A 17,390-nucleotide genomic window follows, 5' to 3' on the forward strand; every position below is an offset into this window, starting at 1 on the left:
TTTCCCCCGTGGTCCCCGTTGCCGTGCGCCGCGGGGTTTCCCCCGAACCCCCGCGGCCGTTCCCCCGTGGTCCCCCGTGGTTCCCCCGTGCCCCCGTGGGTACCCCCGTGGCCCCGCGCGGGTCGTCGGAGCGTGCCGCCGGTTACTTCGGCAGCGGGTTGGACGCGTGGCTGTCCATCGTGGCCAGGGGCTCGTCGGACGCGTGGCTGTCCTGGAGCTTCAGCGGCTCGCCGGACGCGTGGCTGTCCTGGAGCTTCAGGGGCTCGCTGGACGCGTGGCTGTCCATGGTGGCCAGCGGCTCGGCACCAGCGTGGCTGTCCAGCGGCTTGGCCGGCTCGTTGGGCTTGGTGGCGTCGGTCATGGCGAACACTCCTGTCACGTCTGTCGTCTGTCGACGGTCCGTCCGGCGACTCCCCCGAGGGCCGCCGGACGGTGTGTCTGGGGCCCGCACCCTAACGGGTGACCCCAACTGCCGGGCCGCCTGCCCCCCGATGCGGCGGATCGACACCATCAGAGTGCCGAACGGCGATAAACGAACGATGAACGGTTCGTCCGCGCCGTGCATCGGTGCAGGTGGCCCCCCGGACCGGGCGGCCGGCGCGGTTCAGACGGGGGTCGACATGGCCAGGAGCAGCCGTACCTCGGCCGCCTCCGCCGAGCCCAACTCCTCGTAGATCGCCAGGGCTTCCCGCCAGCACGCCCGGGCCCGGTCCGGCTGCCCGAGCTCCATGAGCGCCCGGCCCAGGACCTGGAGCACGGTGCCCCGGCGCCAGATCCCGCCGATGCCGCGCAGTGCGATGGCCTGTTCGGCGTGGGCCGCGGCGCGCGCGGCCTCACCGGCGGCCAGGTGGACCTCGGCGATGCGGAAGTGCGTCACGCCCTCCCACAGCCGGTGCCGGTTGTTGTGGAAGATGTCCAGGGCCTGCGTGAACTCGGCCAGCGCCTGGGTGGTCAGGCCGCCCTGGGCCAGGGCGAGCCCCAGGGCGTAGCGGCCGTTCGCCAGCCGCAGTTCCAGGCCGAGCCGGTCGTAGATCTCGATGCCCTGGCGGGCCAGTTCGACGGCGCTCGCGGTGCGGTCCAGGGCCAGGTGGATGCGCGACAGGTTGCACAGCGCGCTCGCCTCGCCGGGACGGTTCCCGTCCTCCCGGAAGGCGTCGATCGCCTGTTGGAGGTAGCGCTCGCCGTCGGTGTGGTCCTTGCGGTAGATCGCGATGATCCCGCGCTCGTTGGGCGCGTTCGCACTGGTCCACGGGTCCTGGGCGGCCCGTCCCAGCTCCATGGCGACCCGGGCCTCGGCGTCGGCGTCGTCGAAGCGGCCGGCCGTCAGGTGCGTCTGGGTGAGCGTCGTGCGGGCGCGCCCCTCCGCGCGGGCGTTGCCCAGCCGGCGCGCCGCGTCGCGGGCGGCGCCGGCGGCCCGCTCGTACGCGCGGGAGCTGGCCCCGGACTCGGCGAGGTCCTTGGCCGCGAGGAGCAGGTCGACCGCCCGGTCGATCTGCTCCTCCCCGAGGGACTGCCGGGCGCACGCCAGCAGGCAGTCGGCCTCGCGGTGCAGCCAGTCCAGGGCGGTGGCGCTGTCGGGGAACACGATGCCCGCGTGCCGGGTCGCGGCGAGGTGGTCGACGGTGCGGTCGCCCGGCCGCTCCAGCGCGTAGACGCCCGAGGCGGTGGCGAGGTAGAAGTCCAGGAGGCGGGACATGGCCGCGCCGCGCTCGCTCGGCGGCTGCTCGTCCCGCTCGGCGCAGGCACGCGCGTAGAGGCGTACGAGGTCGTGGAAGCGGTAGCGTCCCGGGGCGGCCGACTCCAGCAGGGAGCAGTCGACGAGGGCCTCCAGCTGGTCCTCGGCGTCGTGCTCGGCCAGGTCCAGGACGGCGGCCGCGGCGGCCAGCGAGATGTCGGGCCCGTCCGCCAGCCCGAGCAGCCGGAACGCGCGGGCCTGGGCCGGCTCCAGCTGCCCGTAGCCGAGCTCGAAGGTGGCCTTGACGGCCAGGTCGCCGGTCTGGAGCTCGTCCAGCCGGCGCCGCTCGTCGGCGAGCTTGGCCGCCAGGACCGACACCGTCCAGGTGCGGCGGGCGGCCAGCCGGGAGGCGGCGATCCGGATGGCCAGCGGCAGGAAGCCGCAGGCCGCGACCACGTCGAGGGCGGCCTGCCGCTCCGCGGCCACCCGCTCCTCGCCCACGATCCGGGTGAAGAGCTGCAGGGCCTCCTCCGGGCTCATCACGTCGAGGTCGACCAGGTGAGCCCCGGCCAGCCCGGCCATCCGCACCCGGCTGGTGACCAGGGCCGCGCAGCCCGCGGTGCCGGGCAGCAGGGGGCGTACCTGGGCGGCGTCCTTGGCGTTGTCCAGCAGGACGAGGACCCGCCGGCCGTCGAGCGTGGAGCGGTAGAGCGCGGCCCGCTCCTCGGGGGTGTCGGGGATCGCCGAGTCGGCGGTGCCGAGGGCGCGCAGGAAGGCCCCCAGCACCGCCTCGGGCTCGGCGGCCCGCGCGTCGGTGCCCTGGAGGTCGACGTACAGCTGGCCGTCGGGGAAGTGGGGGCGGGCGGCGTGCGCCACGTGCACGGCGAGGGTGGTCTTGCCGACGCCGCCGATGCCGGCGAGGGCGGAGACCGCCATGACGGTGCCGTCCGTGCTCGCGGCCGAGAGGATCTCGGACAGCTCCGAGACGAACGCGGCCCGTCCGGTGAAGTCCGGGACGGTGGCGGGCAGCTGGGCCGGGCGCACGGTGGCCGGCGCGGCGGCCGGGGCGGGTTCGGCGGCGCGGGCGAGTTCGGCGTCGGCGCGCAGGATGCGCTGCTGGAGCTCCGCCAGTTCCGGGCGCGGGTCGACGCCGAGCTCCTCGGACAGCAGGCGGCGGGTGTCGGCGTACACGGCCAGCGCCTCGGCCTGCCGGCCGGAGCGGTACAGGGCGAGCATGAGCAGCTCGCGCAGCCGCTCGCGCAGCGGGTGCGCGGCCGTGAGGGCGGTGAGCTCGGAGACGGCCTCGGCGTGGTTGCCGACCTCGAGGTCGAGGTCGAGGCGGGTCTCCAGGAGGGAGAGCCGCCACTCGGCGAGGCGGGTGCGCTCGGTCTCGGCGTACGGGCCGGGCACGCCGGCCAGCGGTTCGCCGTCCCACAGGTCCAGGGCGTGGTTGAGGAACGTCCGGGCCCGCGTGCGGTCGCCCGCCGTACGGGCCTTGTCGGCGTCGGCGGCGAAGCCGCGCGCGAGGCCGACGTCCAGGGCGGCGGCCGGGGTGCGGATGGCGTAGCCGCCGGACTCGCTGACGAGGGTGCCGGGGGCGAGGACCTTGCGCAGCCGGGAGGCGTACGTGCGGACCGCCGCCAGCGCCTGGGAGGGCGGGTCCTCGCCCCAGATGGCGTCGATCAGCTCGGGGGCGGTGGCGGTCCGGCCCTCGCGCAGCAGCAGTGCCGCGAGCAGGGCGCGCTGCTGCGGCGAGCCGGAGGCGAGCGGCTCGCCGCCGCGCCAGGCCCGGACGGGTCCGAGGACGGCGAAGCGGGCGGCGTCGGGGGGCCCGGGGGATGGGGTGGCGGGAGTGGCGCCGGCGGGTCCGGGGGGCGGGGTGGCGGGCGTGGCGCCGGCGGGAGCGGGGGACGGGGTGGCGGGAGTGGCGCCGGCGGGTGTCGCGGGGTGCTTCCGCTGCTGCGGAACGGGCGGAGTGCCGTCCATCTGATCCCCCTTGCCTTCCGGAGCGGCGAAGTTCGCATTGGTCAGTCTGCCTTGTCCCGGGCTGGTGCGTCAGCCCGGGAGTGGTGTGCTGCGCACCGGTGAACGGACACCGGAACGGGGGTCGGCGGTTCCCGCGACCCCGGTCGCGCCTTCCCGATGGACAGAGGAGCTGACGGTTCGTCAGATCAACGCTACCGTGGAGGGCATGGAGACCTTCCCGAAGATCATCTCGGTGGACGACCACACGGTTGAGCCTCCCCACGTCTGGCGGGACCGGCTCCCGTCGAAGTACGCCGACGTCGGCCCCCGCGTCGTGCGCGCCCCTCTGAAGGAAATGACCTTCATGGGCGGCAGGTTCGCCCCGGTCATGGGGGCCAGGGGGGACGAGGGGCCGATCGGCGACTGGTGGGTGTACGAGGACCTGCACCGGCCGCTGACCCGCCTCGACACGGCCGTCGGCTACGACCGCGACGAGATACGCCTGGAAGTCATCACGTACGAGCAGATGCGCCCCGGCTCCTTCTCCGTGCCCGAGCGGCTGGCGGACATGGACGTCAACCACGTCCAGTCGGCGCTGTGCTTCCCGACCTTCCCGCGCTTCTGCGGCCAGACTTTCACCGAGGCCAAGGACCGCGAGCTCGGACTGCTCGGCGTACGGGCGTACAACGACTGGATGGTCGAGGAGTGGTGCGGCCCCGAGGCGCACGGCCGGCTCATCCCGCTCACCCTCGTCCCGCTGTGGGACGCCCGGCTGGCCGCGGCGGAGGTGCGCCGCAACGCCGCCCGCGGGGTCCGGGCGGTCGCCTTCTCGGAGATCCCGCCGCACCTGGGGCTGCCGTCGGTCCACACGGACGAGTGGGACCCGTTCCTGGAGGCCTGCGACGAGACCGGCACGGTCATCGCCATGCACATCGGCTCCTCGTCGAAGATGCCGTCGACCTCGGCCGACGCCCCGCCCGCCGTCGGCTCCACCATCACGTTCGCCAACTGCTGCTTCTCGATGGTGGACTGGCTGATGAGCGGCAAGTTCGAGCGCTTCCCCCGTCTGAGGATCATGTACGCGGAGGGCCAGATCGGCTGGATCCCGTACATCCTGGAGCGCGCGGACGTGGTCTGGGAGGAGAACCGCGGCTGGGGCGGCGTGGCCGACAAGGTCACCCGGCCGCCGTCGGAGCTCTTCGCCGAGCACGTCTACGGCTGCTTCTTCGACGACGCCTTCGGGCTGCGCAACCTCGACGCGATCGGCGTCGGGAACGTGCTCTACGAGACGGACTACCCCCACTCGGACTCCACGTGGCCGAAGTCGCGCGAGGTCGGCGAGGCGCAGATGGGGCACCTGCCGCCGGACGTGGTCGACCGGCTCGTGCGCGGCAATGCCATCGACCTGCTCGGCCTGACCCCGGACGGCCTCTGGGCGGGGGCCTGACCTGGTGTTGCGTCGGGTCGGCTCGACGTGTCCGGCCTGGTGTTGCGTCTGGTCGGCTCGACGTGTCCGGCCTGGTGTTACGTCTGGTTGGTTCGACCTGTCTGACCTGGTGTTACGTCACGATCGCCGGCTTGCTCGGCCGCGTGGCCGGGCGGGCACCACCCGGGCGGGGGTAGAAGACAGGAGGAACGGAACGGACCTTGGGTACGGTTGGGGCGATGAGCGAACATGCCCGGACAAAAGCCACCCGCTCCCGCCCGCGTGACCGCCGGCGCGGCGGCGGATGGTGGTGGGCCGCCGCCGCGGCCGGGATCGCCGCCCTGCTCGGCCTCGGCGGCTGGGCCTACGTGGCCCACGACGGGCCCGTACCGCACCGAGCGGCAGCCGGCCGCCCGGACGGCGGAGGAACGGCTCCCGGTGGCGGGCCCGCCTCCCCGCCCCCCGCACCCGGCGGCCGGGGAGCGGCCGGCCCCCCGGGGCGGGCCGCCCCGCCCCACCCCGGTCCGCCGCGCGCCGCCACGCCCGGCCGCATCCCCGGCATCAGCCCCGCCACCCGGGGCCGGATCCCGGCCGACTCGCTCCAGGCGGTCGTGGTCAGGGGGGACGGCGAGGACTCCTCGTACAACACCGTCACCCTCTACACCCGGACCCCCGGCTCCCCCGACTGGACCCCGGGTCCCAGCTGGAACGGCCGCAACGGGGCGAACGGCTGGTCCGTCGACCGCAGGGGCGGCGACCTGACCTCGCCCGTCGGGGTGTTCCGCCTGACGGACGCCGGCGGCCTGCTGCCCCCGCCGCCCGGCACCAGGCTGCCGTACGACGAGAACGAGGGCTTCGTCGCGTCCGGGCTCGGGGTCGAGGGGGAGTCGCTGGAGGGCTCCTTCGACCACGTCGTGGCCATCGACTTCAACCGCGTGCCCGGCACGTCCCCCCTGGACCCCGAGAAGCCCGAGGGTGAGGACAAGGGCGGCAACATCTGGCTGCACGTCGACCACGACGGCCCTTCCCAGGGCTGCGTCGGCATCCCGAAGCAGGCCATGGAGACCCTCCTGCGGACCCTGGACCCCGCCCGGCGCCCGGTCATCGTCATGGGTCCCGCGGGCGCCTGATCTCCACGGGGCGGGGCGATCTGGGCCTGCCCGGTGGGGGTGGGGGGTGGGCTCGCTTCGGGGGCGGCCGCCCCGTGGTTTCGGGTGCGCAGCTCGTGCGCGCCCGGGTCTTGCCTGACGGGGCGTCAGCTACCAGCATGGGCACCGCACGCACTGATGTGACGAATCGTCAGGTGAGGCGGAAGGCGGGGCGGAGCCCATGGCGCGCGTGTTTCCGGAAGGCCGGCTGGTGTACGGGATGCAGCTCCCGATCCAGTCGCAGAGCACCATCTACGCCGAACCCTGGGAGGCCGCCGCCACCCCGGGTGACCTCCTGGAGATCGCCCGGGCCGCCGACCGGTCCGGTTTCGGCTACCTCGCCTCGTGCGACCACGTGGCCATCCCGCGCCGGCTCGCGGGGGCGATGAGCACGGTCTGGTACGACCCGGTGGCGACGTTGGCGTTCCTCGCCGCCGCCACCGAGCGGGTCCGGCTGCTCAGCCATGTCGCGATCGTCGCCCTGCGCCACCCGCTGGCGACGGCCAAGCAGTACGCGACCCTCGACCACCTCTCCGGCGGCCGGCTGGTCCTCGGGGTCGGCGCGGGCCACGTGCAGGAGGAGTTCGAGGCGCTGGGCGTGGACTTCGCCCGCCGCGGACCCCTGCTGGACGAGACCGTCGACGCGCTCTGGGCTGCGCTCGGTCCGGCCGAGTACCCGGAGTTCGAGGGGCCGAGCCTGTCCTTCCGGGACCTGGGCCAGCTGCCCCGGCCCGCGCAGGAGCGGGTGCCGGTGTGGGTCGGCGGGTCCTCGCCGGCGGCCGTCCGGCGTGCGGCCGTGCGCGGCGACGGGTGGCTCCCGCAGGGCGACCCGCGCGAGGCCCTGCCGGCGCAGATCGGCCGCATCCGGCAGCTGCGCGAGGCCGCCGGGATCGCGGACCCGATCGAGATCGGTGCGATCACCGAGCCGTTGTACGTCGGCGAGCCGGCCTGGGCGACGGGCCGCCGCACCCGCACCGGCAAGCCGGAGGAGCTGGCCGAGTCGCTGCGGGAGTACCGGGCCCTGGGCGTGGACCAGATCCAGGTCCGGTTCCGCAGTCGCGACCGGGCCGAACTCGTGGACCAGATCACGTCCTTCGGCGCCGAGGTCGGCCCGCTCCTCAATGCCTGAGCCGCTCTCTTCCATCCCTCGTCAAGGAGTACCCATGGGCAAGCTGGACGGACGCGTCGTCATCGTCACCGGAGCCGCCCGCGGTCAGGGCGAGCAGGAGGCGCGGCTGTTCGCCGCCGAGGGCGCCCGCGTGCTGCTCGGGGACGTGCTGGACGACCAGGGCCGGGCGGTGGCCGGGGAGCTGGCCGCGGACCTGGGTTCCGACCGGGTCCGGTACGTCCACCTCGACGTGGGCAGCGAGGGGGACTGGACGGCCGCGGTCGCCGCCGCGAAGGACGCGTTCGGGGGCCGGATCGACGGCCTGGTCAACAACGCCGGCATCCTGCGCTTCAACGAGCTGACCGCGACCCCGCTGGCCGAGTTCCAGCAGATCGTCCAGGTCAACCAGATCGGCGCCTTCCTCGGCATCAAGCACGTCGCCCCCGAGATCGCGGCCGCGGGCGGCGGCACGATCGTCAACACCTCCTCCTACACGGGTCTGACGGGCATGGCGTTCGTCGGCGCGTACGCCGCGACGAAGGCGGCCGTCGTCGGCCTGACCCGGGTGGCCGCCCTGGAGCTCGCCGCCAGGAACATCCGCGTCAACGCCATGTGTCCCGGCGCGGTGGACACCCCCATGGCCAACCCGGCCCTGCTGGACCCCGACGGGCCCTCCGCGGAGGCCACCGAGGCCATGGCGGAGCTGTACAAGCGGGTGGTGCCGCTGGGGCGGGCCGGGCGGCCCGAGGAGGTGGCCCGGCTGGCGCTGTTCCTGACGGCCGAGGACTCGTCGTACATCACCGGCCAGCCGTTCGTCATCGACGGCGGCTGGACGGCCGGCGTCAGCGTGCTCTGAGGGGCACTCCCGCAGACCTATCTGATGGATCGTCAGGTATTGACGGTCCCCGCCCGCAGTGGAACAGTCGACTGCATCGTTATCTGACGGACAGTCAGAAACCAAAGGACGGTGAACCCCCTTGGAATTCGGTCTCTTCGTGCAGGGATACGTGCCTGAGGCGCGGTCCAAGGTCGACCCCGAAGCAGAGCACAAGGCGCTGATCGAGGAGACCGAGTACGTCATCCAGGCCGACAGGTCCGGCTTCAAGTACGCCTGGGCCTCGGAGCACCACTTCCTGGAGGAGTACTCGCACCTGTCGGCGAACGAGGTCTTCCTCGCCTACCTCGCCCATGCCACCGAGCGCATCCACCTCGGCTCCGGCATCTTCAACCCGCTCGCGCCGGTGAACCACCCGGTGAAGGTGGCCGAGAAGGTCGCGATGCTCGACCACCTCTCCAGGGGCCGCTTCGAGTTCGGCACCGGCCGCGGCGCCGGCAGCCACGAGATCCTCGGCTTCCTCCCCGGTGTGACGGACATGAACCACACCAAGGAGATCTGGGAGGAGACCATCGCGGAGTTCCCCAAGATGTTCCTCCAGGAGGAGTACGAGGGGTTCCGGGGCAAGCACTGGTCGCTGCCGCCGCGCAAGATCTTCCCGAAGCCGTACGGCAAGGCCCACCCGGCCATGTGGTACGCCGCGGGCTCGCCGTCCTCGTACGCCATGGCCGCCAGGAAGGGCCTGGGCGTCCTCGGCTTCAGCGTCCAGAAGGTCTCCGACATGGAGTGGGTGCTGGAGCAGTACAAGACCGCGATCCAGGAGGCCAAGGCGATCGGCGCCTTCGTCAACGACAACGTCATGGTGACCTCGACCGCGATCTGCGCCGAGACCCACGACAAGGCCGTCGAGATCGCGGTCAACGCGAACATGAACCGCTTCCAGTCGCTGGTCTTCCGCTACCACGACACCTTCCCGCGGCCCGAGGCGATCCCGCAGTGGCCCGAGATCCTGCCCGAGTACAACGCGGAGATCATCGAGCTGCTGATCGCCGAGGAGCTGCTGATCTGCGGCGACCCGGGCGAGGTGCTCGCGCAGTGCAAGCGCTGGGAGCAGGCCGGCGCCGACCAGCTGTCCTTCGGTCTGCCGACGGGCGTCTCGTACGAGGACACGATGAACACCATCAGGCTCATCGGCGAGCACGTCATCCCGAAGATCGACACGGACCCGGTGCACCGCACCACGCGCTTCCGCGAGGCCGCCGGGGCGTGACGGCGTAGCCCCGTACCGGGGCCCCGTACCGGGGCGGTGTCTTCCCGGACCACCGCCCCGCAACCGGCCGGGGCGCGTGCGGCAGCGGCCTGCCGTACGCGCCCCGGCCCGCTCACGCCCCGGCCGCCCGCTCACGCCCGGCCGGCCCCCGGCCGCCCGCTCACGCCCGGCCGGCGGTCGCTCCCGCCCCGGCCGCACTGCCAGGAAGGACGCCATGCTCGACCACCTGATCAGGGGCGCCACCGTCGTGGACGGCACCGGCGCCCCCGCCTTCACCGCGGACGTCGGCCTGCGCGACGGCCGCATCGCCGTCATAGCCGAGCCCGGCACGGTCACCGAACCGGCCCGCACCACCGAGGACGCCGCCGGCCTGGTGCTCTGCCCCGGCTTCGTCGACCCGCACACGCACTACGACGCCCAGCTCTTCTGGGACCCGTACGCCACCCCGTCCCTCAACCACGGCGTCACCACCGTCGCCGGCGGCAACTGCGGCTTCACCCTCGCCCCGCTCAACCCGGACCGGCCCGAGGACGCCGACTACACCCGCCGCATGATGAGCAAGGTCGAGGGCATGTCCCTGACCGCCCTCGAAGAGGGCGTCGACTGGAGCTGGCACACCTTCGGCGAGTACCTGGACGCCCTGGAGGGCCGGATCGCCGTCAACGCCGGCTTCATGGTCGGCCACTGCGCCCTGCGCCGCCACGTCATGGGCGCCGACGCGGTCGGGGGGCAGCCCACCCCGGCCCAGCTCGACGAGATGCTGCGGCTCTTCCACGACGCGATGGACGCCGGTGCCTGGGGCCTGTCCACCACCCAGTCCGCCACCCACTCCGACGGCGACGGGCAACCGGTCGCCTCCCGCCACGCCCGCCCCGACGAGCTCCTCGCCCTCTCCCGGGCCGTGGCCGACCACGAGGGCACCCAGCTGGAGGCGATCGTCGCGGGCTGCCTCGACCAGTTCTCGGACGACGAGATCGACCTCCTCGTCGAGATGTCCGCGGCCGCCGGCCGCCCCCTCAACTGGAACGTCCTCACCGTCGACGCCGCCGTCCCCGAGCGCGTGCCCCGCCAGCTGGTGCCCAGCGAGCGGGCCCGCAAGGCCGGCGGCCGGATCGTCGCCCTCACCATGCCGATCCTCACCCCCATGAACATGTCGCTGGGCACCTTCTGCGCCCTCAACCTCATCCCCGGCTGGGGCGAGGTGCTGGGCCTGCCCGTGCCCGAGCGGATCGCGAAGCTGCGCGACCCCGACGTCCGGGCCGAGCTGCTGCGCCGCGCCGACAGCAAGGAGGCGGGGGTGTTCCGGCGGCTGGCGAACTTCGGCCGCTACGTCATCGGCGACACCTACAGCCCCGCCAACGAGGGCCTGAGCGGCCGCGTCGTGAAGGACATCGCCGCCGAACGCGGCCAGGACGCCTTCCACTGCCTGGTGGAGATCTGCGCCGCCGACGACCTGCGCACGGTGCTGTGGCCCATGCCCACCGACAACGACCCGGACAGCTGGGCCCTGCGCGCCGAGACCTGGCAGCACGAGGACGTCCTGCTCGGCGGCTCCGACGCCGGCGCGCACCTCGACCGCATGTGCGGGGCCCCGTACACCACCCGCTTCCTCGGCGACTGCCTGCGCGGGCGCCGGCTGGTCCCGCTCGAGCAGGCGGTGCGGATGCTCACCGACGACCCGGCCCGGCTCTTCGGACTGCGCGAGCGCGGCCGCGTCGCCGAGGGGTACCACGCCGACCTGGTGCTCTTCGACCCCGAGCGGATCGAGGCCGGCCCGGCGACCCTCGTGCACGACCTGCCCGGCGACAGCCCGCGGCTGGACTCCAAGGCCGTCGGCGTGGTCTCCGTACGCGTCAACGGCGTGGAGGCTATCCGCGACGACGTGGTCACCGGCGCACTGCCCGGCACCGTCCTGCGCTCGGGCCGCGACACGAGGACGGTGAGCACGCGATGACCGCGGACGCGCAGGCGCTGTACATCGGAGGCGCGTGGGTGGCCCCCGACCACGGCCACTACGACGTCGTGGACCCCGGCGACGAGAGCGTGGTCGGCCGTGCCCCCGAGGCCTCCCCGGACCAGGTGCGCGCGGCCGCGGCCGCCGCCCGCGAGGCGTTCGAGAGCTGGTCGCGCACCCGCCCCGAGGAGCGGGCCGCGATCCTCGACCGGGCCGCCGACCTGATCCAGCAGCGCTACGAGCCGCTGGTCCGGCTCGCGCGGGCGGAGACCGGCGCCCCCACGGGCATCGCCCGCGGCATGCAGGTCGGGGTCGGCGTCTCCCGCTTCCGCCGGTACGCGCGCGGAGCCCTCGAACCCGTCGAGCGCGGTCTGCCGCCGCAGGTCACCGACGCCGGCCCGATGGGTCCGGCGGCGGCCCTGGGCGCCTTGGAGGTGCGCCAGCCGGTCGGCGTGGTCACCTGCATCACCTCGTACAACAACCCGTGGGCCAATCCGGCCGGCAAGGTGGCCCCCGCGCTGGCCATGGGCAACACGGTGGTCGTCAAGCCCGCGCCGCAGGACCCGCTGTCGGTGTTCGCGATGGCCGAGGCGCTGCACGAGGCCGGCGCCCCGCCCGGGGTCGTCAACGTCGTGAACGGGCAGTCGGTGGCCGTCGGCGAGGCGGCCGTCGACTCCCCGGACGTGGACATGGTCTCCTTCACCGGCTCCACCGCCGTCGGGCAGCGGATCGCGGAGGTCTGCGGGCGCGGGATGAAGCGGCAGCTGATGGAGCTCGGCGGCAAGGGCGCGGCGGTGGTCTTCGACGACGCCGACCTCGACGCGGCCGTCATGGGCATCGGCACCACCTTCTCCTTCTACAGCGGGCAGATCTGCACCGCCCCGACCCGGGTCATCGCCCAGCGCGGCGTGTACGAGCAGCTGATCGAGAAGCTCACCGGCTACCTCGCCTTCATGAAGGTCGGGGAGCCGGCCGCGCAGGGCACGGTCGTCGGCCCGGTGATCTCCGCCGCGCACCGCGACCGCGTCGAGTCGTACGTCGAGCTGGGCCGCAAGGAGGGCGCCCGGCTGGTCGCGGGCGGCACCCGACCGACGGTCCGCGAGGACGGCAAGGGCTTCTACGTCGCCCCGGCGCTGCTCGCGGACTGCACCGCGGACATGCGGGTGGTGCGGGAGGAGGTCTTCGGGCCGGTGGTGGTGGTCCTGCCCTTCGACGCGGAGGAGGACGCGGTACGGCTGGCCAACGACAGCGACTTCGGGCTGCTGAGCTACGTGTGGTCGGGGGACGTTGCCCGGGCGTTCCGGGTGGCGCGCCGGCTGCGGGCCGGCGGGGTGGGCGTCAACACGATCGGCCGCAACATGGAGGCCCCCTTCGGCGGCTTCAAGCGCAGCGGGGTCGGGCGGGACGTCGGCTCGTACGCCCTGCACGCGTACAGCGAGGTGCAGTCGATCGTCTGGTAGCCGGCGCGGAGCCACCGGCCCGGGCGGGGGCCGGCCGGGCCCGGGTAGCCGGTGCGGAGTCCCAGGCCCGGGCTGGGGCCGCCCGGCGTCCGCGGGCGTGGGGTCCGGGGCGGGGTCCCGGATAACGGGGGAAGGGCGGGTGGGGACCGACGCCGCAGGGCGACGGCCCGCAGCCGACACGCGGCGGCAAGCCGAGGGGTAAAGCCCGCACAGCGAACCCGACCCGGTAGTGGCACGGGTACGCCCAATGGTGGGACCTCGACCGCCACCCCCGGTGACCGCGCCGACCCCGCTTCGTTGTCCGGGGCATGGACCTCAAGAACCACAAGACCCTCAGCACCGTGAAGCGCGCCGCCGCCGCGATCACCCTCGCCGGCGCCGCCCTGGGCCTGGCCTCCACCGCCGCCCAGGCCGCCCCGCTGCCGGACCTCCCGGACGTCCCGCTGGCCGGCATGCCCGACGTCCTCGACGTCCCCACGGCCGGCGTGCCGGACCTCACGGGTGCGAAGCTCCCGCAGCTGCCCGCCGCCGAGGTGACCTCCCAGGTCCTGGACCTCGCGGAGAACCCGGACGAGGCCGTCGAGCAGGCCGAGTTCGCGAGCGTCGCCGCCGACGAGGCCCTCGGCGCCACCCTGGGCGGGGCCGCCCCCGCGCTCACCCCGCCGCTGAAGGCGGCCGGCGGCTGGGCGGGCGACAGCATCGACGGCCTGTAACCCCGGGCCGGTCCCGGCCCGCACGCCACGCCCCACGCGCTGTACGGTCCGGCGGGTTCCCCGGCAGCGCCCGGTCCCCGGGGCCCTGTCCCGCCGACGTGACCCCGCGAGCAGCGCGGCCGAGCCTTCCCCGAGCCCCGGCCGCCCTCGCGGGGTCACGCCCTGTGTTCCGCCCCCCCTCGGCCCCCCCTCGACCCCGCCCGGCCCCGCCTCCGTCTCAGGCCCCCGGGGCCGCCAGGACCGCGAAGACGCCCCGGAACTCCGCCGGCCCGGACGGCAGGCGCCAGGCCGTGGCCACGTGGCCGCGCCGCTCCTCGGTGTCGGAGCCCGCCCGCAGGACGCGTACGACCTGCGGCTCGACGCCGTCGCCCGAGCCGGCTCCCGGGTCGGCTCCCGGGTCGGCCAACTCGATGCCCACCTCCCCCTCGGGCTCGTCGAGCCGGAACCCGCCCACACGGGTCAGCAGCGGGTCGAGGGCGGGGTCGCCGGCTTACCAGGGCTGCGCGGGCAGCCATGCGGCCAGCAGCTCCGTCTTGGTGGGACTCATGGTGGTGTGGTGGATGACAGCCATGCCCTCATCCTGCCGCCCGGGGGACCTCGGAAGCCCGGGAGCCCGGTAGCCCGGGAGCCCGGGAATTCGGCCGCCGCGCCGGGTCCCTACGGCCAGAACTGGGCCAGCGCCCCCTCCTTGTACGGGTTCGGACTGACGCTCAGCTCCCCCGCGAACGGCCGGTCCAGGACCAGGACCAGCAGCAGGCTGAAGCCGATCAGCGCCGCCACCGCCGAAACGAACAGCAGCTGCATGCGCAGGCTGCGCAGCCCGAAGAGGAAGGTGAGCGGCAGGATGACCAGTGCCCCGCCGTAGACCAGCACCTGCAGCAGGCCCGGCAGTTGGCGCTCGGCCATGGTCACGCGGGCCCGCCGCTGGGCGGCGGCGTCGTTGAGGCGGGCGGCGGCCTCCTCGTAGAAGGTCTGGGTGCGCGACGTGGTCGGCTCGTACGCCTGCAGCGCCCGGTACATGGCCTGCACCTGGCCGGCGGTGGCCTCGTAACTGGGGGTTCCGTCCTGCATCTTGGGCCACTGGACGGTGACCACGGCGTGGACGTAGTCGCTGACGGAGCGGTTGATGCGGGCCCCGTCGGCCGGCGGGAAGGATTCGGCGCTGCGGACGATCAGTGCCAGGTCGGTGGACTCGCTCGCGATGACGTTCTCGGCGGTCTCCAGCTGCGTCCACAGGTTCACGACGACGAAGGCCAGGATGATGCCGTAGATCGCGCCGAACATGCCGAGCGCGACCCCGACCATCTCGTTGTGCTCGCCCTGGGCCAGGTGCGGGAAGCGGCGCCGGGCGGCGAGGCTTCCCGCGACGGCCAGGAGGACGAGACCGCCGACCATCAGGACGGCGAGGAAGAACGTACCGACGTTGTTGAGCAGCCAGAGCACCATGCCCTGGTCAACGACGGGCTGGGCTCGGGGTACGGGTGGGGAGCGGCCGGATTGTCGGTCGGGCTTCTGGAGGCCGTCCGGAGGTTCCGGGTCGGGGCTTCTGGGGTGGGTTCTGGGGTGGGTTCTGCGGTGTTCTGGGCTGTGGGCCGGGCTGGGCTGGGCTGCGGGCTGGGCTGGGCCGCCTCACTCCAGGGTTCCGTTGAGGAGGGCCGCGGCGGAGCACTTGGTCGGTGCGGGGGCGGCCGGGGGACGGCCCACGGTGCGGCACGTGAGGGTGATCGTGACCTCCTGCTTCTCGGCCGCCAGGAGCCCGGAGCCCCAGTGGAAGTCCTGCTCGCGGAAGTTCTCCAGGGCCGGCGCGAGGAGCGGCTTGCCGCCGACCGAGAAGACGACCGTGCCGTTGTCGCCCTGCGGGTTCTCCAGGATGAGGCCGGTCAGGCGCAGCACCTTGCCCTCCGGGACCGTGTACGTCGCCGTGTCCGAGCCGCCCGCGGCCGCGGCGGCCGTCAGACGGGCCGAGAAGAGGGCGGCCTGCGGCTGCGGACCGGGACCCTCGCCCGGCTTCTTCGGTGACGGGGAGGGGGAGGGGGAGGGGGAGCTGCCCGGGCCGCCTGGCTTGCCGCCCGGCTTGCCGTCCGAGCCGCCGTCGCCGCCGCCCGCCTTCTTCGCGTCCTCGGCGGCCTTCTTGGCCTCCTCCGCCTTCGCCTGGGCCGCCTTGACCGGCTCCTTGACGGCCTCCTTGGCCGCCGACCGGACCACCGGCCGCAGCACCCCGAACCACAGCCCGGCCAGTACGGCCGCCAGCGCCACCACCGCCAGCACGGCCTTCAGCAGCCCGGGCGAGAGCACCGGGCGCTGGAGGAGGCTGCCGTCCAGCGCGACGGGCGCGACCTCGGGGGCGCCTTCCGGGCCGGCCGCGGGAACGGCGTGCAGCTGGAACGCGTGCGGGACGGGCGTGCCGCGCCACAACCACCGCTTGGGCTTCACCGGCACCTTGACGAACGCCGCCCGGCCCGGCTCCACGAGCGTGGGCCCGGAGGGCAGCCCGAACTTCAGCAGGTCACCGGTGTCCTTGCCCGAAAGGGCAACCGAGAGCGGGTAGTTGCCGCGGTTGTCGAGCGCGACGCGGTAGCCGGCGCCGGTGCGCCCCGTTCCCATGCGCGGCGTGAGCTCCGCCGCGAACTCGGCGTACGGGCGGACGTGCAGCACGCCCTCGGGCACGGTGGCGTGCTGCGGCTGCTCCTGCGGAAGCACCCGCACCCCGTACGTGAGCTCGCCCGGTGCGACGGTCGTATCGCGCGGCGGGCGGACGACCAGTTCCACCTGACCTGCCGTGTTGGGGTACAGCGAAATCGTCGCCGGCTCCACCACCGACCACCGGGCGGCGGGCCCGAGCACCTCGAAGCTGTACGCCTCGACGACGTTCCCGCTGTTGCGCAGCTCCAGCGGGATCCGGACCTCCTCCCCGGGCAGCACCGAGGTCGGGGAGGCGTCCAGGTGAGCGGAAGTGGTCATGGTCAGGACGTTAGGGACGGGTGTGTGGGGGCGCCGGATCCGGACGGACACACGCGAGGGCATGCTGCGTTGCCCGTTGAGTCCTCGTTAAGTGCCTGCTGACTGCCCGGGTGTTCACTGGACGCCGCAGAGGGGACAGGTGGGGATCTCGCGCGGGCGCGGGGCGCCGAGCAAGGGGGGTACGTGCCATGCGGTACCAGGGTGAGAGCGGTGCGGAGCGGGTTCCGGTGCGGCTGACCGCGCAGGACCCGATCTCGCAGGCGGGGCTGGCCGGGCAGCTGCGCACCTGCCCGGAGCTGCGGCTGCTGGGCGAGGAGGACGGGGCGGGGGACGACCGGCCGTACGTGGCGGTGGTCTCCGCCGACCGCGTCGGGGAGGCCGAGCTGCAGACGCTGCGCCGGTTCCAGCGGGCGGGCCAGGGGCGGATCGTGCTGGTCGTGACGGAGATCGACGACGGCGGGCTGGTGGCCGCGGTCGAATGCGGGGTGGTCGGGGTCGTCCGGCGGGCCGAGGCGTCGGCGGAGCGGCTGGTACAGGTCATCACCGCGGCGGCGCGGGGCGAGGGCAGCGTGCCGGCGGACCTGCTGGGCCGGCTGCTGGACCAGGTGGGGCGGTTGCAGCGGCAGGTGCTCGACCCCCGGGGGCTGGCTTTCACGGGGCTCGCGCCGCGCGAGATCGACGTCCTGCGGCTGGTCGCGGAGGGCAGCGACACGGCGGAGATCGCGCGGGCGCTGGCCTTCTCGGAGCGGACGGTGAAGAACATCCTCCACGACGTCACCACGCGGCTGCAGCTGCGGAACCGCTCGCACGCGGTGGCTTATGCGATGCGGCAGGGGTTCATCTAGGGGACTGGGGGGGTTCGGGTGGGTGTGGGG

At 74.0% G+C, this 17,390-nt stretch carries 13 protein-coding genes and 1 pseudogene; 9 read left to right on the forward strand and 5 right to left on the reverse strand.

The window, feature by feature from the left end; all coding sequences use genetic code 11:
- Positions 1-142: 142 nt before the first annotated feature.
- Together IF43_RS0129170 and IF43_RS0129175 are read right to left on the reverse strand one after the other, a co-directional pair.
- Entirely contained in the window at positions 143-361 is a 219-nt protein-coding gene (locus tag IF43_RS0129170; protein ID WP_030207382.1) for a hypothetical protein, read from the reverse strand.
- Positions 362-604: 243 nt separating this feature from the next.
- The gene (locus IF43_RS0129175) at positions 605-3,661 is read right to left on the reverse strand and encodes a BTAD domain-containing putative transcriptional regulator (protein WP_037890522.1); all 3,057 of its coding nucleotides are present in this window, start codon (positions 3,659-3,661) and stop codon (positions 605-607) included.
- A 205-nt stretch (positions 3,662-3,866) separates the two neighbouring features.
- Between IF43_RS0129175 and IF43_RS38385 the strand changes: the two genes are divergently transcribed.
- From IF43_RS38385 to IF43_RS0129215, 8 genes are all read left to right on the forward strand, one after another.
- The gene (locus IF43_RS38385) at positions 3,867-5,087 is read left to right on the forward strand and encodes an amidohydrolase family protein (protein WP_051796390.1); all 1,221 of its coding nucleotides are present in this window, start codon (positions 3,867-3,869) and stop codon (positions 5,085-5,087) included.
- Between the two features lie 218 nt (positions 5,088-5,305).
- Positions 5,306-6,196 carry a L,D-transpeptidase family protein gene (locus IF43_RS0129185; protein WP_030207388.1) on the forward strand — a complete coding sequence of 297 codons (891 nt, stop codon included), beginning with the start codon at positions 5,306-5,308 and terminating at the stop codon, positions 6,194-6,196.
- A 199-nt stretch (positions 6,197-6,395) separates the two neighbouring features.
- Complete coding sequence (locus tag IF43_RS0129190; RefSeq protein ID WP_030207391.1) at positions 6,396-7,343, forward strand: TIGR03619 family F420-dependent LLM class oxidoreductase; 948 nt, start codon at positions 6,396-6,398, stop codon at positions 7,341-7,343.
- 34 nt (positions 7,344-7,377) lie between these two features.
- Positions 7,378-8,178 carry an SDR family NAD(P)-dependent oxidoreductase gene (locus IF43_RS0129195; protein ID WP_030207394.1) on the forward strand — a complete coding sequence of 267 codons (801 nt, stop codon included), beginning with the start codon at positions 7,378-7,380 and terminating at the stop codon, positions 8,176-8,178.
- Between the two features lie 121 nt (positions 8,179-8,299).
- A complete protein-coding gene (locus tag IF43_RS0129200) occupies positions 8,300-9,427 on the forward strand; it encodes an LLM class flavin-dependent oxidoreductase (protein ID WP_030207397.1) in 1,128 nt (375 codons plus the stop codon).
- Between the two features lie 214 nt (positions 9,428-9,641).
- On the forward strand, positions 9,642-11,381 hold the full coding sequence (locus IF43_RS0129205) for an amidohydrolase family protein (RefSeq protein ID WP_030207401.1): 1,740 nt from the start codon (positions 9,642-9,644) through the stop codon (positions 11,379-11,381).
- Positions 11,378-12,841, forward strand: coding sequence for an aldehyde dehydrogenase (locus tag IF43_RS0129210; RefSeq protein ID WP_030207404.1), 1,464 nt, complete (start codon positions 11,378-11,380; stop codon positions 12,839-12,841). Before IF43_RS0129205 ends, IF43_RS0129210 begins: the two co-directional genes overlap by 4 nt.
- A 308-nt stretch (positions 12,842-13,149) precedes the next feature.
- A complete protein-coding gene (locus IF43_RS0129215; protein WP_030207408.1) occupies positions 13,150-13,554 on the forward strand; it encodes a hypothetical protein in 405 nt (134 codons plus the stop codon).
- A 406-nt stretch (positions 13,555-13,960) separates the two neighbouring features.
- Here the strand turns inward: IF43_RS0129215 and IF43_RS43150 are convergent.
- The 3 genes and pseudogenes from IF43_RS43150 to IF43_RS0129235 all read right to left on the reverse strand — a co-directional run.
- Positions 13,961-14,125 (reverse strand): annotated as a pseudogene (locus IF43_RS43150) (1,4-alpha-glucan branching protein); the annotation flags it as partial.
- A gap of 86 nt (positions 14,126-14,211) precedes the next feature.
- Positions 14,212-15,000 carry a DUF4239 domain-containing protein gene (locus IF43_RS0129230; protein WP_030207415.1) on the reverse strand — a complete coding sequence of 263 codons (789 nt, stop codon included), beginning with the start codon at positions 14,998-15,000 and terminating at the stop codon, positions 14,212-14,214.
- A 183-nt stretch (positions 15,001-15,183) separates the two neighbouring features.
- Positions 15,184-16,515, reverse strand: a complete 1,332-nt coding sequence (locus tag IF43_RS0129235; protein ID WP_030207418.1) for a hypothetical protein — start codon at positions 16,513-16,515, stop codon at positions 15,184-15,186.
- Positions 16,516-16,703: 188 nt separating this feature from the next.
- On the opposite strand from IF43_RS0129235, the gene IF43_RS0129240 reads away from it, so the two are divergent.
- Positions 16,704-17,360 (forward strand): response regulator transcription factor, encoded by a 657-nt coding sequence (locus IF43_RS0129240; RefSeq protein ID WP_030207421.1) that lies wholly within the window; start codon positions 16,704-16,706, stop codon positions 17,358-17,360.
- The last annotated feature ends 30 nt before the right edge of the window (positions 17,361-17,390 follow it).

This window comes from Streptomyces sp. NRRL S-87, from assembly GCF_000719335.1.
Lineage (GTDB): Bacteria > Actinomycetota > Actinomycetes > Streptomycetales > Streptomycetaceae > Streptomyces.

Bases quoted from the DNA above. Each gene is read 5' to 3' on its own strand.
- IF43_RS0129170 (WP_030207382.1), bottom strand. From the start codon at position 361: ATGACCGACGCCACCAAGCCCAACGAGCCGGCCAAGCCGCTGGACAGC.
- IF43_RS0129175 (WP_037890522.1), bottom strand. From the start codon at position 3,661: ATGGACGGCACTCCGCCCGTTCCGCAGCAGCGGAAGCACCCCGCGACA.
- IF43_RS38385 (WP_051796390.1), top strand. From the start codon at position 3,867: ATGGAGACCTTCCCGAAGATCATCTCGGTGGACGACCACACGGTTGAG.
- IF43_RS0129185 (WP_030207388.1), top strand. From the start codon at position 5,306: ATGAGCGAACATGCCCGGACAAAAGCCACCCGCTCCCGCCCGCGTGAC.
- IF43_RS0129190 (WP_030207391.1), top strand. From the start codon at position 6,396: ATGGCGCGCGTGTTTCCGGAAGGCCGGCTGGTGTACGGGATGCAGCTC.
- IF43_RS0129195 (WP_030207394.1), top strand. From the start codon at position 7,378: ATGGGCAAGCTGGACGGACGCGTCGTCATCGTCACCGGAGCCGCCCGC.
- IF43_RS0129205 (WP_030207401.1), top strand. From the start codon at position 9,642: ATGCTCGACCACCTGATCAGGGGCGCCACCGTCGTGGACGGCACCGGC.
- IF43_RS0129210 (WP_030207404.1), top strand. From the start codon at position 11,378: ATGACCGCGGACGCGCAGGCGCTGTACATCGGAGGCGCGTGGGTGGCC.
- IF43_RS0129215 (WP_030207408.1), top strand. From the start codon at position 13,150: ATGGACCTCAAGAACCACAAGACCCTCAGCACCGTGAAGCGCGCCGCC.
- IF43_RS0129230 (WP_030207415.1), bottom strand. From the start codon at position 15,000: ATGGTGCTCTGGCTGCTCAACAACGTCGGTACGTTCTTCCTCGCCGTC.
- IF43_RS0129235 (WP_030207418.1), bottom strand. From the start codon at position 16,515: ATGACCACTTCCGCTCACCTGGACGCCTCCCCGACCTCGGTGCTGCCC.
- IF43_RS0129240 (WP_030207421.1), top strand. From the start codon at position 16,704: ATGCGGTACCAGGGTGAGAGCGGTGCGGAGCGGGTTCCGGTGCGGCTG.